The sequence below is a fragment of the Catonella morbi ATCC 51271 genome, from assembly GCF_000160035.2.
In the GTDB taxonomy this organism is placed as follows: domain Bacteria; phylum Bacillota; class Clostridia; order Lachnospirales; family Lachnospiraceae; genus Catonella; species Catonella morbi.
Genome location: NZ_KI535366.1, coordinates 77,151 through 93,500, shown reverse-complemented (window position 1 = coordinate 93,500; position 16,350 = coordinate 77,151). Strand labels below are relative to the sequence as shown.

At 39.2% G+C, this 16,350-nt stretch carries 14 protein-coding genes; 1 reads left to right on the top strand and 13 read right to left on the bottom strand.

Going from position 1 to position 16,350, the window contains the following annotated elements:
- Window positions 1-200 precede the first annotated feature (200 nt).
- The 5 genes from yaaA to miaA are packed head-to-tail and all read right to left on the bottom strand — an operon-like array spanning window position 201 to window position 5,063.
- Window positions 201-950, bottom strand: a complete 750-nt coding sequence (gene yaaA / locus GCWU000282_RS00440; protein WP_023352995.1) for a peroxide stress protein YaaA — start codon at window positions 948-950, stop codon at window positions 201-203.
- Entirely contained in the window at window positions 947-1,450 is a 504-nt protein-coding gene (locus tag GCWU000282_RS00435; protein WP_023352994.1) for a CYTH domain-containing protein, read from the bottom strand. Before GCWU000282_RS00435 ends, yaaA begins: the two co-directional genes overlap by 4 nt.
- A 3-nt stretch (window positions 1,451-1,453) precedes the next feature.
- Window positions 1,454-2,467, bottom strand: coding sequence for a GGDEF domain-containing protein (locus tag GCWU000282_RS00430; RefSeq protein ID WP_023352993.1), 1,014 nt, complete (start codon window positions 2,465-2,467; stop codon window positions 1,454-1,456).
- Window positions 2,468-2,485: 18 nt separating this feature from the next.
- On the bottom strand, window positions 2,486-4,081 hold the full coding sequence (locus GCWU000282_RS00425) for an MBL fold metallo-hydrolase RNA specificity domain-containing protein (RefSeq protein WP_023352992.1): 1,596 nt from the start codon (window positions 4,079-4,081) through the stop codon (window positions 2,486-2,488).
- A gap of 55 nt (window positions 4,082-4,136) precedes the next feature.
- On the bottom strand, window positions 4,137-5,063 hold the full coding sequence (miaA, locus tag GCWU000282_RS00420) for a tRNA (adenosine(37)-N6)-dimethylallyltransferase MiaA (RefSeq protein ID WP_023352991.1): 927 nt from the start codon (window positions 5,061-5,063) through the stop codon (window positions 4,137-4,139).
- A 170-nt stretch (window positions 5,064-5,233) separates the two neighbouring features.
- Between miaA and GCWU000282_RS00415 the strand changes: the two genes are divergently transcribed.
- Complete coding sequence (locus GCWU000282_RS00415; RefSeq protein WP_023352990.1) at window positions 5,234-5,668, top strand: hypothetical protein; 435 nt, start codon at window positions 5,234-5,236, stop codon at window positions 5,666-5,668.
- Between the two features lie 107 nt (window positions 5,669-5,775).
- On the opposite strand, the gene GCWU000282_RS16520 is transcribed toward GCWU000282_RS00415, so the two are convergent.
- The 8 genes from GCWU000282_RS16520 to GCWU000282_RS00375 form a co-directional block, all read right to left on the bottom strand.
- A complete protein-coding gene (locus GCWU000282_RS16520) occupies window positions 5,776-5,970 on the bottom strand; it encodes a hypothetical protein (RefSeq protein WP_156913094.1) in 195 nt (64 codons plus the stop codon).
- A gap of 350 nt (window positions 5,971-6,320) precedes the next feature.
- Entirely contained in the window at window positions 6,321-8,813 is a 2,493-nt protein-coding gene (locus GCWU000282_RS00405; protein ID WP_023352988.1) for an ABC transporter permease, read from the bottom strand.
- Window positions 8,814-8,827: 14 nt separating this feature from the next.
- Window positions 8,828-9,493, bottom strand: a complete 666-nt coding sequence (locus GCWU000282_RS00400; protein WP_035038868.1) for an ABC transporter ATP-binding protein — start codon at window positions 9,491-9,493, stop codon at window positions 8,828-8,830.
- A 172-nt stretch (window positions 9,494-9,665) separates the two neighbouring features.
- Window positions 9,666-10,697, bottom strand: coding sequence for a sensor histidine kinase (locus tag GCWU000282_RS00395; RefSeq protein ID WP_023352986.1), 1,032 nt, complete (start codon window positions 10,695-10,697; stop codon window positions 9,666-9,668).
- A complete protein-coding gene (locus GCWU000282_RS00390) occupies window positions 10,694-11,386 on the bottom strand; it encodes a response regulator transcription factor (RefSeq protein WP_023352985.1) in 693 nt (230 codons plus the stop codon). The genes GCWU000282_RS00395 and GCWU000282_RS00390 overlap by 4 nt, the downstream gene beginning before the upstream one ends.
- A 224-nt stretch (window positions 11,387-11,610) precedes the next feature.
- On the bottom strand, window positions 11,611-11,898 hold the full coding sequence (locus GCWU000282_RS00385) for a hypothetical protein (protein WP_023352984.1): 288 nt from the start codon (window positions 11,896-11,898) through the stop codon (window positions 11,611-11,613).
- Entirely contained in the window at window positions 11,891-15,112 is a 3,222-nt protein-coding gene (carB, locus tag GCWU000282_RS00380; protein WP_023352983.1) for a carbamoyl-phosphate synthase large subunit, read from the bottom strand. Before carB ends, GCWU000282_RS00385 begins: the two co-directional genes overlap by 8 nt.
- Window positions 15,096-16,247, bottom strand: a complete 1,152-nt coding sequence (locus tag GCWU000282_RS00375) for a carbamoyl phosphate synthase small subunit (protein WP_035038865.1) — start codon at window positions 16,245-16,247, stop codon at window positions 15,096-15,098. Before GCWU000282_RS00375 ends, carB begins: the two co-directional genes overlap by 17 nt.
- Between the last annotated feature and the right edge of the window lie 103 nt (window positions 16,248-16,350).

The window sequence follows — 16,350 nt, the reverse complement described above, 5'->3', positions numbered from 1 at the left end:
TCTTGTTTTAATTTTTATGATCGATTTGTACCATAAGCACTATAATAATGCCAACTATACTTAAAATACCTAAGGCTGAGACCAGAGGTTTTTGATACAGATAACAGGTATTTTAAATGTAAAAATTTGCTGCAAAAGTCTTATATTACATTCATAGTTTTCTAAATTCTTAATGTTTTATGATTCTCTCTAAAAATATTTTAGGATATTCTCCTTTCAAACACAAATTTCCCATTGTCTGATAAATCTTCCCTAAAACTATAATTTAGCCTGTCAAACCTCTTTATTTCCTCAGGAGCAGCTATATTTTCTTCAGCCATAAACCTTACCATTTCACCTCTTACCATCTTGGCATAGGTTCCTTTGGTAACTAATTTTCCGTTGACCTCCTCTACAAAGTCACAGGTAATAAATCTTTCATCTTTTGTTAAATATTTATCAATGCATTTATAGTATTCCTTGGAAGCAAGATTAATGATAATTCCGCTTTCATCCCTTACTTCTTTATACAGCTTATCCTTCCAAAACTCATACAGGTCTCTCTTTCCATCAATGTCTGCTTTTGCCTGCATTTCAAGCCTGTAAGGTACTACACCGTCCATCGGCTTTAGTACACCGTAAAAAGCTGATAATATTCTTAAATGACTCTGTATGTAGCTAAGCTGTTCCTTAGCAAAGACTGCAGGTGCCATATACTGATATGCGATACCTTCATAGGATAAAATTGCAGGTGTAAGACCTTTGTACAGGTCCATATTTTTAATTCTTTCCACATTCTCATCAGTCAGCCTGTCATTGCATTTCCATATATTTTTTAACTCTTCTCTGCTTCTTTCCTTGAGCCAAGCCAGTATTTTCTTTGTATCATCAAGAAACACAGGCTCTCCGGGTACCTCCGGAAAGTCTGTGTCTACCTTCATTTTCTTGGCAGGAGATAAAATTATTTTCATACATTCTCCTCAAAATATTCCTTACTGTATTTGTCCAGTTTTACTATCTTTGAATTCCTATATCTTTTATCATCGCTTACATCTTTTCCCAGCCAATAAGGCTTTTTAAAGTTATTGGCCGCTTCCAATGACGGAAACTCAACTTCCGCAAAAACAAGCCCGCAAAGCCTGTCCTTAAATACATCTAACTCAGCCATAAGTCCGTACTCTAAAGGAATCAGATATCTAGTTTTTCTTAAAACCCTTCCATCAATCTTTTTCTTGAGATTTTCATATTCTTTTTCGGTAATTTCAAACTCATGCTCATTGTTCACTACAGGATCACCTTCATTTTTACGGATACCAAACTTGCTCTTAACCGTTAAAATATACTTTTCATCAGCTTTTCTAATTCTTATTGTAGGCTTATTACTTATATAGCCCTGCTCTATTTCAATCTTATCACAGGACTCTAGATTATCGGGAAGTTTATTTACCAAAAATTTTCTTTCTATTTCCATTCCTTATTTTTCCTCTTGTAAAACCGAATAATCAATATCATATTTCAACACAATACTATATTTATCAGCAAAATCAGAATAATTCTTCACTATTCTTTTGACTACATCTTCCGGGTTGACATTATGAGCACCTATAAGCATAACCAGGTACTGACAGGAGCTGTATTTGGTAGCTACATCACCTATCCTTAAGGATACTTTTATTATGTTTTCAAGATCGAACATTGCCTCAGAAAGCGTAATCGGTTCTATCATATTTCCGTCTTTCTTAGATATTGTAAAAAGAATGATTTCAATATCTGTTTCTTTTCTGGCAGAATATCTCGAAACAAACTGATATATATGTTTAAATCCGTCATATTCAACCTTATAAGCTCCGTTAGGTCTGTTCTTCTCGGAAATAAGGTGCTTCACTATCTCCATGTCTGCGCTTGTATTAACTACTTTATTTTTGGAATAGTCCTCATCCGCTATAGTGAAACTGTTTTTTCCGTTCTGTTTAGAACTGCTTAGAGCCTCAACGGCCTTCCTGTAGAGCGAAAGGAAGTCACTGCCGTTAGCGGGAGACTTTGCAATTCCTATAGATATAGTAAAATCTCTGTCAAGCTTCATTCCGGCAAAGCCTTCTTTGGCTGTCTTTAACAGCTTGCTTGAAATGCTTTTAATATCCTTATAAGTCAGATTTCCGACCAAAAATACACCAAATTCATCTGCAGAAATCCTTGATGCTACATCCCTGTCTCTAAATGAGTTACTGAGCACACCTGCAAGTTTTACCAGGCAGGCATCACCCATAATATGACCGTATCTTTCATTTATTTGAGAAAACTCATCAATGTCTATGATAAACAATACACCTGAGTTTCTTTCTCCGCCCACATAGTCATCCACTTTATCAGACAGATATTTCTTATTCCATAAACCTGTCAGCCCGTCCTTAAGGGAAATTATATCAAGCTGGTTAAGTTTACTTGTTATATCACTGTCCATTGTACTTTCACTTACATTAGTTGCCATATTTTACACCCTCTCATTTTATTTCCACTTATCACAAATTGCTTCAATCTGTTCCGCAAATTTATTCATATCTTTATTGGCAAGCCCGCTGTTTGCATTAATTATATCAAGCAGCTTCTGCCCTGCCCAAAGCAGTTTTTCATACTCAGCCCTGTGCTTAACGTATTTAACCTCTTTCTTAACAGGTATAGGCTCCGCAATATATTCCCACTCACCCAAGGCCAGATCATATATTGAACCGCTGTAAGGTGCATAAGCATTGTGTTTGTATTCTTCTATCAGGGTTTTTCTAAAATTTTCTACCACTTTATCCTCACCATGCACTATGAATACTGCATCCGGTTTTGGATTAAAGGCCGATATCCACGAAATCAGTCCGTTCTTATCAGCATGACCGCTCACTCCCGCAAGTACTTTAATCTCAGCATTTACTTCAATTTCCTCGCCAAAGAGCTTAACTCTCTCTGCACCGTCTATAAGAATACGGCCAAGAGTGCCTGCTGCCTGATATCCTACAAAGAGTACCGTACACTCCTTTCTCCACAGATTGTGTTTCAAATGATGTCTGATTCGGCCGGCTTCACACATTCCCGAGGCTGAAATTATAACCTTCGGTTTTTTATCGAAGTTTATCGCAATAGAGTCCGTACTTGTAACAGAGGTCTTAAGGCCATCGAAACTGATAGGGTTAATACCTGCCCTGATTAATTCCATTGCTTCTTCATCAAAGCAGTCAGCATAGTTTTCATTGAAAATATTTGTAGCTTCTATAGCAAGAGGACTGTCTACAAATACCTCAAAATCGTCATAGCCGTAAACCAGCCTGTCCTCTTTAATTTTCCTCATAAAATAAAGTATTTCCTGAGTACGCCCTACCGCAAACGAAGGTATGACAACATTGCCTCCTCTGCTAAAAGTATCATTTAAAATATCCGAAAGCTCAGCTACATAATCTATTCTTTCTCCATGCAGCCTGTCACCGTAGGTGGACTCCATAATTACATAGTCCGCGTCTGTGGTGTATTCGGGATCTTTTATTATAGGCTGGTTTATGTTGCCTATATCACCCGAGAATACAATCACCTTAGTAGTATCACCTTCGGTTATGGAAATCTTTATACTGGCAGAACCGAGAAGATGTCCCACATCAGTGAAAGAAACCGTTATTCCCTCACAAAGCACAAATTCTTCATTATAATCTACTTTATTAAAACGTTTAAGTACACCTTCTACATCTTCCATAGTATAGGGCGGGTTAAATTTTTCCTTACCTGCTCTTTTATTCTTTCTGTTCTTCCACTCCGCCTCAAATTCCTGAATATGAGCAGAATCTCTGAGCATAATGTCACAAAGATCGCAGGTAGCAGTAGTTGCATATATTTCCCCTTTAAATCCGTTCTTATAAAGGGCAGGTATCATACCTGTATGATCTATATGGGCATGTGTAACCAAAAGATAGTCAATATCCGACGGAGACACCGGAAGCTCTGCATTTTCAAACACATTTATTCCCTGCTCCATACCATAATCAACAAGGATATTTTTTCCGCAGGCTGATAAAAAATGTGCACTTCCGGTAACTTCATGATCAGCACCAATAAAATGTAGTTTCATACCTTATCTCCATTTTGTCTCAAGTTTATTGTTAAGTAAGTATAACATATTTTAGCTAAGAATTATATACTCTCAGCATTTCTTTTAAACATTCATCTTCTGTGGCAAATTCATCTTTATTTATATAAGTTACCACCTTCTCTCTCTTAAACCAGGTAAGCTGTCTTTTTGCAAAATGCCTTGTGTCACGCTTAATTATATCCATACATTCCGAAAGACTTGTTTCCCCGTTTAGATAATCTATAACTTCCTTATAGCCTATGCCCTGCATAGAAACCATAGATTTGTTGTAGCCTCTTGCCATAAGACTTTTTACTTCGTCTACCAGTCCCATTTCAAACATAAGGTCAACCCTATGGTCGATTCTTTCATAAAGTTTCTTCCTGTCCATAGTTAGCACAAAATATGCAAAATCAAATGGCGAGGTTCTCTCTCTTTCTTTTTTGTTGTGTACCGACAGCTTTTCTCCCGTCATTTCATAGAACGCAAGGGCTCTTACCACTTTTTTTACATTATTTTCAGAAACTGAATCAGCATAGTCCTTATCAGCCTCGGAAAGTTTTTTATGAAGCTCTGTTTTACCTAAAGTTTCTGCCATTTCTTCATATTTTCTTCTCACTTCACTATCATCACCGTATTCACTAAAGTTAATATCATAAATCACCGATTGGATATAAAAACCTGTTCCACCCACTATTATTGGGATATGTCCCCTCGATCGTATTTCCTCTATATATTTCATTACTTTATTTTTGAAAACAGTAACATTAAATTCTTCATCCGGCTCCAGTTCGTCTATAAGAAAATTTGGAACACCGCACATCTCTTCTTCTGTAATTTTAGCAGTACCTATATTCATATATTTATATACCTGCATGGAGTCGGCAGAAATTATTTCTCCGCCTACTGCCTTTGCAAGGCTTATAGACAATGATGTCTTTCCTACTGCCGTAGGTCCTGTTAAAACTATCAAATCTTTCATTAAATCAGCTCCTAATCACATTTACTCAGCCGGAATCCGGGAATGAAGTTTTTTGAATACCGTATATTCCCAATTTGCTGTTAGCTCTATTATATCACTAATTTTAATTATAGCCAATCGGGAGTTTTTGTGTTATACTTTTAACACCCTAATAATTTTAAGAAAGGCAGGTGTTTGATATAAACGAGGAAAATTTTGTCAGATCCCTCAGACCTTTTAGCAATTTGCAGGATCCCACCAATACCATATATGACCACCTTCCATATAAAAAAGACATCAACCTTATAAAGGAAAGTGATATCAAATTAGTATCGGGAAATGTAGTAAAATACGTACAATTAGTCGTTGAAGAGCCTGTAATTATAGATACAAATGAGCTTTCGGAAATCAGAATAGATGAAGAAACCAACCACTACAAACTTGAAATGGCAAGGCGTGAACAGGAAGCCCTGCTTATGGATGATGTTGACGAAAATGAAATTGTATCCGCAGAAACCCCTCCCGAAGAGGAACTCGTCACCGGTGAACTTGATATGGAATCCATAAATGCTCTTGCTGCGGCTGATGAGAATGAAGATGACTATTCTTTCTTGAATGATGATTGATGAATCAATATTCTATCATCAAATTTCAAAAATGCTGTAAACCTTTGTATGGTAATCACACAAACGGGTTTACAGCATTCTATTATTTTAAACCTTGTAGCATAATTCTATTGTATACCATACTCCTTATACAATATATGTCTTATTTCTTCATTTTCTACAACTTCTTTAATTGTATCATTCTTTCCTTCTGATAATAAACAACCAATTAATTTAGCAAGAGAATTTTCTCCTTTTGCTTCCCCTCTTACTTCCCCTCTTGCTTCTGCTCTTTCAAACATAGGCTCAAAAAATTTCTCCATATTTTTTCCTCCTTTCTGTTGGGGGATTAGGTGGTTCTCTCCCTTTCCGCCAAAATGACGACAGCGTTGTTGCTTACTACCCGATAAGCACCTCCATTTACCAAAAAACTTGAACAACTCTGTAAGCTCAATATCCCAATCCTTTGGCACCTTATAATCTTGGTTGACCAGTATCAAATTCCAGCCATATTCTGTGCTTGCTGACTGGCCCGGAGATAATATTTCCTGTAGTAGCACATTGATTGTGGGCAACTTAGCAACGCATATAATAAACATGATGAATATGGCTGTTAAAACCAATCTTGCAACAAGTCTTTTCCCTTTCGGTTTTCTGCTCCTATATCCCACTGTTATTCACCCCGCTTCAACCTTTCCACAACACTCTCCTTACTGATGAATTTATTGAGAAAACAAGGAATGAAAATACCGATGAACAACAAAATGATTGAAATGAGTATTACTGGATAATAGTTTGCGTTATAGCTTAAAAACCAGATCATTTCACATACGGGACGAACAACCGCTGTGGCAATAGCAAAGCAAAATGGGACAGCGATTACAACAGAGAATATAATATATAAACAGCTTTCCATGCAAAGCAAACGGCGAAGCTGTTTACCGGTCATACCTACACTTTGTATCAACGCAAATTCTTGACGGCGGCTGAATAAACTGGTCAATATTGTATTGGCAAAATTCAACAGGCCAATAATTCCAATGAGAAAAGCCATAGTGCCGCCCACGGAAATTATGATGTTTTGGATGTCTGAAACACCATCCATAATCGTATCTTTTGAACGGAAGGCCATTTCCGGTTCCACTTCGCTCACATATTGTTCTAAAAAGCGGTTCATTTGATTTTCATAACCATCATACACATTAAAAAGGTACGTCATGGCATAATTATTTCCGGTGAACGACTGATAAATATTACTGGGCAAGAAGAAGCACGATCCGAGCCAATCATAGGTATTACCCTCATTTGCAACGATATGTCCTAATACTGTAAATTCTTGAACCGCGCCATTGCAATATAACTGTACGGTATCACCTACGGCATGGTTCATGCTGCTTTCATCCATGTCACCTCTGGAATTAACATAAGCGCCTTCCAAAATATATTGCCCGGATGCCAACTTTTCTGCATCTAACTCGCCATCAACTAATTTTGCCCAAGAAAGGAGCGTACAATCTAATCCGTAAATGTGGGTATCAAAAGAACCGTCCTCCTGCTGGTTTACAACCTGTTGTGTTGTATCGCTCCTATAAGATGCGCGGCACCCGTATTCATAGCCACCATTTTCAAAGCCGGGTTGAGATTGAATACTCTCCACCATGCTTTTGCTTATTGCGCTGTTTTCGTTTATCTCAATATAATTTAGAAGATTATTATGTCCCACACAAAATTCTGCCCCAATCAAATTTTCAATCGCTTTTTCTGGGTTGACACTGTTGGAAAGCGTAAAAACTGTATTGGTCAGAACAATGCTTAAGGAAAGGCTAAGGACAACCAGCGCGGTACGCTTTTTGTTTCTCCCTAAATTTGCCCATGCCATAGCACAACAAATATTTCCAACATACATACGACGCTTCTTTCTTTTCTCAAAGACGGGGTCGGTGTCTGTATATCTAACCGCTTCAATGGGCGAAACTTTTGCCGCTGTCTTTTCGGATTTTCTCGTACTGATCCATACGGTCAAAAAGGTAAATAAAGAAGCTGCAATAAAAATGAGAGGATTCGGAGATATAATCGCATCATAATCGGAAAAGGCGCTGGCTTTCATCAGTATAGGCAGCAATATTTTCCCAATCAAATAACCCGCCAGCAGACCAACAGGAATTCCGATTACGGAAAGCCGGAATGTCTGCCTGCGAATGATTGAGCGAATTTGGCGTTCTGAAGTACCAATGGTTTTTAAGAGGCCCCAAAAATGAATATCTCTTAACACAGAAATTTGAAATATATTATATATGATAAGGTATCCTACCAACAAAAACATAAACAACGCACATACAAGAACGATATTTGTTCCTATTGCAGTTGTTTTGCTCAAAGATGAATACTTTGGGTTTATCCCCGCATTGATATATTTGTCATCATCAACATTAGTAGAAAAACCACTTTCTTCTACAACGGTTTTCAAATCTTCACTTACATTATCTGCGTTAGCAAATTTAATAATTGCGGTAATGGAACCTGTTTCAGTGCCTTTCTTATATTGAATTTCCTCTGCATGTGCCTGCATATATGATTTAGACGTAACGATAGTTCCATAATAGACGCCGGGATAGCTTTCCCACCATCCGGCCAAAATAAAGTCACGTTTTATTTTCTGGCCCTGTACGGTCAATTCCAATGTAATTTTTTCTCCTACTGACAGCGGAACATTAAGAAGTTCCAATGTCTGCGTATCTGCTATAATTTCATTTTCTGCTTTCGGCATATGTCCGCTGGTAGGTTCTATAAAATTATATTTCAGAGCATTATCGTCATAATATAAAAAGAGAGTTTCTCGTTTAGACAATTCTGTGTTATCCACGCTATCAGCAAGTGTGCGGCAATACGCAATTTCGTGAATTAGAGGATGGGTGCTAATGGTATCGTACTCAGACTGGTTCAAATCAATGATTCTGGCATGACCATCCCCGCCAGATAAAATCATGTCGGCCCGTTCTGTACTCTCTGTTAATCCCCTTTGTAAAGTAAACAGCCCCGTGAAAAGAATTGTAGTTAAAATAATTGAAATAATAGCAATGATGTTTCTTGTGCGATTTGCTTGAAAACTTTTTTTTGCCAACTTTTTTTCAATTTTATGAGTATCATTTTCAAACGGCCATGTCATAACACTTCACCTCCTTAGCCCATGATCTTCCCGTCCTCAATACGAACAATCCGATCAGAGAGGCGGGCAATATCGTTGTTATGGGTAATCATTACAACAGTCTGGTGAAATTCGGCGCTGGTTCGCTTGATAAGTCCCAGCACTTCGGCGCTGGTCTTGCTGTCAAGGTTGCCGGTCGGCTCGTCAGCCAGTATAATAGCCGGTTTGGTAATCAGAGCGCGGGCGATGGCAACACGCTGCTGCTGGCCGCCGGAAAGGTTGCTGGGCATATTTTTTAATTTATCTTCCAGCCCCAACATTTTCACCACTTCATACATAAAATGTTTATCCACGGCATCGCCATCCAGTTTTACCGGCAAAACGATATTTTCATAGACATTCAAAATAGGGATAAGGTTATAGTTTTGAAAAATAAAGCCAATATTGCGACGGCGGAAAAGGGTAAGCTGTTCGTCATTCATCTTTGCCAGCATTTTGCCTCGGACAATCACATTGCCAGAAGTGGGCGTATCAAGTCCGCCCATCATGTGCAATAGCGTAGACTTACCGCTGCCTGATGTTCCAACAATAGCCACAAACTCACCGTCCTCCACAGTGAGATTCACGCTGTCAAGAGCGCGCACAATGTTTGGCTTTGTACCATAATACTTTTTCAGTTCAATAACCTGTAAAACGCTCATATTCAAAACTCCTTTCAAGGTTCTCTGACTGTTGATAAGGTTATTGTAAAACTCAAATGTCACAGAAATGTCCGAGGGGTCAAGAATTTCCATCGAAAATCCGACTGAAATGTTACACTTTCGGGACATTTGAAAAAGAACGGCGGGCAGCTCAAAGACTGCCCGCCGTTCTTTACCTCAAAGGGAGCATAATGTAAAATTCCGAGCCTTTTTTCGGCGCTGAAACGACTTTGATATAGCCACCTTGTCGTGTCACAATTTCACGGGCAAGGTACAAACCGATCCCCACGCCCGGCTGTTCATGTACTTCTTCCTCTCGATAGAAACGCCGGAAGATAGCAGCTTGATTGCTTTCAGAAATGCCCTTGCCGGTATCAGTCACTTTAATTTCTACATACATTTCCCATTGTTTTACAGACACGGCAATTTTGCCGCCTATGGGGGTATATTTCACTGCATTGTCTAACAGATTAAAAAGGGCTTCCGCTGTCCATTTGCTGTCATGGGAAACCGTCAGGTTTTCGGGACAATCTACTGAAACACTAATCTGTTTCTTTTCTGCGGCATATACAATGCCACTCATAGCTTGGGCAACAGTTTCAAAAAGGCGTCCGTCTTTTTTCTCCAACTGAATTACGCCTGTTTCCAGACGGGATGTTTTAACAAGAGCCTGAAAGAGAAAGTCAAGTTTATCCGTCTGGTTACAAATACCTCGGAGAAATTCAATACGTTCTGCTTCTGATACCGCCCTTGTCAGCAGGGTATCCGCTACCATTTTCAGATTGCTAACCGGTGTCTTTACCTGATGGGAAATATCTGACACCAGAGTTTGAAGTTCCTGCCGTTCCTCGTCCACTTTGCGCCGTTTTTCTTGCATAATCTGGTAAAGTCGGGAAAGCCGATGATTGATCCGCGCTAAAAGAGTTTCACCGTCATCTATGATTTCAGGTTCTTCTTTTCCGTCGATCATGTTATCCAAAGTTTTACACAAATCAGATGTAAACAGAGAAAGCCGTTTTCCGAAAGTTTGCGTCAGAAGCAATAGCCCTATCAATGAGCAGAGGATCAATATACCGCCAGTTACCAAAATAGTAGTCTGGTGGATCAACGCAAACAGTACCAGAGTAATACCGCTCATTATGAGTGCTGTTACAATAGACACCCCCAAAAACAGCCATTTAATCGGGATGGTGTTCATCTTCATTTTGCTTCGCCTCCCATCCATTGATAACCCATCCCATAAATGGTTTTAATATAGGGCGCACCGCCGTCCGTTTCGATCTTACTGCGAATCCGACTGATAGAGGTTGTCAAAGTATGTTCATCTACAAAGCGTTCTTCCGCATCCCATAACTTTTCCAATAACTGCTGCCGGGTAAGAACTTGCTTCGGATTCTTACGGAACAGGTTAAGCATCTTATATTCCATCGGGGATAGCGCCAACGGCTTTCCATTTAGGGTAGCCGCCTGTTCGGAGAAATCCAAAAATAATCGTCCGTCGTCGTAAATGTCCTTTGCAGGTTTGTGATGTTCCAGCATGGTAAACATAGCCTTTATTTTGCGCTGCAAAGCTCCAATAACAAATGGCTTGGTAATATAATCTACGGCTCCTACTTCATATCCCCGTATTTGATCGCTCTCCTGATCGTTGGCTGTCAAGAATATTACAATGGTGTCCGGCTGTTCCGGCTTAATCAACCTGCACAAATCATATCCATTTCCATCCGGCAGGTTGACATCAAGCAAGACCAAATCAAACTCGTGTGCATTTAGAATTTCGGTGGCCGTCCTTACATTTAGAGCAGAAGTCACCTCGTATCCGTCAGCAGTCAAATTATAAGCTAACATCTTATTCAAAAAACTGTCGTCCTCGACAATCAAAATCTGTTTCATTGTTTCACTTCCTTTGAACTATCTTATAGCATATCAGAAAAATGTCCGTAAAATGTTACAGCACAGAGTATTTTTTCTATTACACTGATTATATGTGAACTAATAAGTTAAAGCAAGGCAGTAAATATGAATATAAATATTTAAAAGTTTAATATACAATATAAACAAATAAAGCGACTAAGATTTTTCTTAATCGCTTTTTACAGGGAAACTTTCTCCCAACCTTATTCCACAACCGTCTCATTAATCCAGTCAACAACTTCCTTTAATCCCTCAGGAGAAAATTCAAATTCTTTTATCAGCATTTTTTCTTTCGGAGTATTTTCATAGGAAAGATAATCCTTCCAAAGAGTAGCCTGAAAAACTAACTCTTTGGAAGATTCCGTACCTTCTTCTCCCGGAATTTCCTTCTCAAATCTTGCTATCCTATATCTTTTACCCTTATCACTGCCCGTAAAAGGCTGTTTATAAGTATAGTAATTAAATGACAGCACATCTTTAATATTAACCATCCGCATTCCCCCTCGAATCAACCTTGGCTATATCTATCATTTCAAGTTCTTCTTTATGAGAATTGGTTAAGCTTCTAAGAAGGGCTGTAGCCGTATCAAGGGCTGTAATTACAGAAACACCTGTTTCTATGGCAACCCGCCTTATAAGGAAACCATCCTTTGACCTGCCTGCTCCCTTTGAAGGAGTGTCTATTACAAGGTCGATATTATGAGCAAGCAAGAGATCCATAAGTGTAGGAGCCGCCTGTTCAAGCTTGTTTACCTGAGTAACCTCTACTCCGTTGTTCTTAAGCACTTCCGCTGTACCTCTGGTTGCGTATATCTCATAACCTAACTTATTAAATCCTGCAGCTATAGGTACAATTTCTTTCTTATCCTCATCGCAGACTGTAATTATCATCTTCTTATGTACAGGCAGGTCTATGCCTGCACCTAAGAAAGCCTTAAACAAAGCTTCATCAAAGGTCTTTGCTATACCGAGGCACTCTCCTGTTGACTTCATTTCAGGTCCTAGGGATATTTCTGCTCCTCTTAACTTTTCAAACGAAAATACAGGCATTTTAACCGCTACAAAAGGTGCTTCTTTCTGAAGTCCCGGCTCAAAACCAAGCTCTCTTATCTTCTTACCCATAATTACCTTGGCCGCAAGTTCCACTACAGGTATGCCCGTAACCTTGCTTATATAAGGCACGGTACGGCTTGAACGAGGGTTTACCTCTATTACATAAACTTCATTTTCATAGATAATGAACTGAATATTTACAAGTCCTATTACGTGAAGGCTCTTTGCAAGCTTTCTGGTATAATCTTCAATCCTTTTAATAAGTTCCTCTGAAATATTCTGTGAAGGATATACAGATATACTGTCTCCCGAGTGAATACCGGCTCTTTCTATATGCTGCATTATACCCGGTATAAGGATATCCTCGCCGTCACAAACCGCATCTACTTCAAGCTCCTCACCCATAAGGTACTTGTCTACAAGAATAGGATGCTCCTGCACATTACGGTTAATTATATTTATATATTCTCTGATATCCGAATCTGATATGGCTATTCTCATGCCTGCTCCGCCAAGTACATAAGAAGGACGTACAAGTACAGGGTAGCCAAGTCTGTTTGCTACTTCTACCGCCTCTTCCGCTGTAAATACGGTTCCGCCCGAAGCTCTCGGAATACCTGTTTCATTTAAGATATTGTCAAATAACTCTCTGTCCTCCGCGGCATCTACATCTTCTGCGGAAGTTCCGAGTATCTTAACTCCCATTTCCATAAGTGCCTTGGTAAGCCCGATAGCGGTCTGTCCTCCAAACTGTACCACAGCCCCATAAGGCTTTTCGAGCTCAACTACATTTCTTACATCCTCAGGTGTAAGCGGCTCAAAATAAAGCTTGTCTGCTATATCAAAGTCAGTACTTACAGTTTCAGGATTGTTATTTATAATTATAGTTTCATAGCCTGCCTTGGCAAATGCCCATACACAGTGTACCGAACAGAAGTCAAACTCAATACCCTGACCTATTCTGATAGGTCCTGAACCAAGTACCAGTACCTTTTTCTTGTCAGTAACCGCGGTATTCTCATTTTCACCGTCAAAGCAGGAATAATAATATGGCGTAACCGCTTCAAACTCAGCGGCACAGGTATCTACCATCTTAAAGCCGGCTACTATATTTTCTTTAATTCTACGCTCGTATATTTCTTTTTCAGTCTTATTTGTAAGCTTAGCTATAACCTTATCAGGAAATTCCATACGCTTTGCATCAAATAAAAGCTCTCTTGTAAGTTCTTCATTTTTAAGACGAAGCTCGCATTTTACAAGACGGTCAATTTTATCAATAAACCATTCATCTATCTTAGTTACCTTATAGATATACTCAGGAGTAATTCCTCTTCTGATAGCCTCTGCAATAAGGAAGATTCTTCTGTCATCCACCTTAAGCAGTTCATCTTTTATATCTTCGTCAGTAAAGCCTTCGTAATAATTAACTATAAGGCTGTCCACATGCTGCTCTAAAGAACGGATCGCCTTCATAAGCGCACCTTCAAAGTTGGTACATATACTCATAACTTCTCCGGTAGCCTTCATCTGAGTGGTAAGGGTTCTCTTTGCAGTGATAAATTTATCAAAAGGAAGTCTTGGTATCTTAACTACCACATAGTCAAGAGCAGGCTCAAAGCTTGCGAATGTTCTGCCTGTAACAGCATTTTTAATTTCATCAAGAGTATAACCAAGCGCAATCTTAGCCGCTACCTTAGCTATAGGATAGCCTGTAGCCTTTGAAGCAAGCGCGGATGAACGGCTTACTCTGGGATTTACCTCTATAACACAGTATTCAAAGGTCTCCGGATTAAGTGCATACTGCACATTACAGCCTCCGGTAATTCCAAGCTCGTCAATTATGTTAAGTGCAGAGGTTCTGAGCATCTGATGCTCTTTATCCGATAGTGTCTGTGAAGGCGCAACTACTATACTGTCTCCCGTATGTACACCTACAGGATCAAGGTTTTCCATATTGCAGACTGTAATACAGTTACCTCTGCCATCTCTCATCACCTCATATTCTATTTCCTTCCAACCTGCTATGGAACGCTCTATAAGACACTGTCCGACTCTTGAAAGTCTTAAACCGTTTTCACAAATCAGGCGAAGCGAAGTCTCATCCTCTGCTATACCACCGCCTGAACCGCCAAGTGTATAAGCAGGTCTTACCACTATAGGATAGCCAATTTCCTTAGCAAACTCTACAGCCGCCTCTACGTCTTCTACTATTGTAGAGGCAGCTACAGGCTCCTTAAGTTTCTCCATTGTATTCTTGAACTCAAGTCTGTCCTCAGCCTTCTTTATGGTTAAAGCAGTAGTTCCAATCAGTTTTACATTATTTTCTTTAAGAAAACCACTTTCCTCGAGCTCCATGGCAAGGTTGAGTCCTGCCTGTCCTCCAAGGGTAGGAAGTATGCTGTCAGGCTTCTCTTCCTTAATTATCTTTTTAACCACAGCTACATTGAGTGGCTCTATATAAACCTTATCCGCTATATCTTTATCTGTCATTATGGTAGCAGGGTTAGAATTGACAAGCACCACCTCTATACCCTCTTCTTTAAGGGAACGACAAGCCTGTGTACCTGCATAGTCAAATTCGGCTGCCTGACCTATAACTATAGGACCTGAGCCTAAAACCATTACTTTCTTTATATCAGCTATTCTTGGCATCACTAACCTCCCTTAGAAACTCATCAAACAAATATCCTGTATCAAGCGGGCCCGAACAAGCCTCAGGATGGAACTGTACCGTAAATATCCTCTTGCCTGTGTAACGTATACCCTCTACAGTACCATCATTTACATTTATAAAGCTTGTAGTGGCAACTGACTCCGGCATACTCTTATCTACCACCATATATCCATGGTTCTGCGTCGATATATATACCCTTCCTGTAGAAAGATCCTTTACAGGGTGATTTGCCCCTCTGTGACCATACTTCATCTTTTCAGTCCTTGCTCCCTTTGCAAGTGCCATAAGCTGATGTCCGAGGCAGATACCAAAGATTGGAATGTCTCCGTCAAAAAGTTTCTTAAGTTCTTCTATTATATCTGTACATTCAGCAGGATCCCCGGGACCGTTACTTAACATAATTCCGTCAGGCTCATCCTTAAATATTTCTTCAGCCTTAGTGTCCTGCGGATAAACCGTAACCTCACAGCCTCTCCTAAGCAGAGAATCAACTATGTTTTTCTTAGCCCCAAAGTTCATAAGAGCTATCCTATATCTGGTTTCTGTAATGAAATCATTCTTAAACTGAAACTCAGGTTTAAATACCTTATCAGGTCTTCTTGCAAAAGAAGGTTCAAAGACTTCCTTTTCTTTACAGGATACTTTGGCAACCACACCTTCTACTCTGTAACGCTTAATTTTATTTAAAATATTAGCACTTCCAATTTTTGCTTCATCAGTGGTTATCATACCGTTCATGGTACCACTTTCACGAAGAATCCTTGTAAGTGCTCTTGTATCAATACCGGAAATACCTGTAATTCCCTGATCAACCAAAAATCTTGACAGAGAATCATCATTTCTGAAATTAGATGCCTTACCGGCTATTTCACGAACTATAAAACCATCAGGATGAGCCTTCTTTGACTCCATGTCCTGATAATTAATCCCGTAATTACCGATTAGAGGATAGGTCATTGTAACTGCCTGTCCTGCATAACTCGGATCGGTAAGTATTTCAAGATAGCCTGTCATAGAAGTATTGAAAACTATTTCGCTGATAACTTCTGTTCTGGCTCCAAAAGATTCGCCCGTAAAAACCGTTCCATCCTCAAGAATCAAATATGCTTTCATTAATTTCCTCCAAAACCTTTTAAACAAACTAACAAAGGACATTTATGGCAAAAGAAAAAGGAAGAACAAAAGTTTATTATTTGCTCTCCCTCCCTTCTTTTTA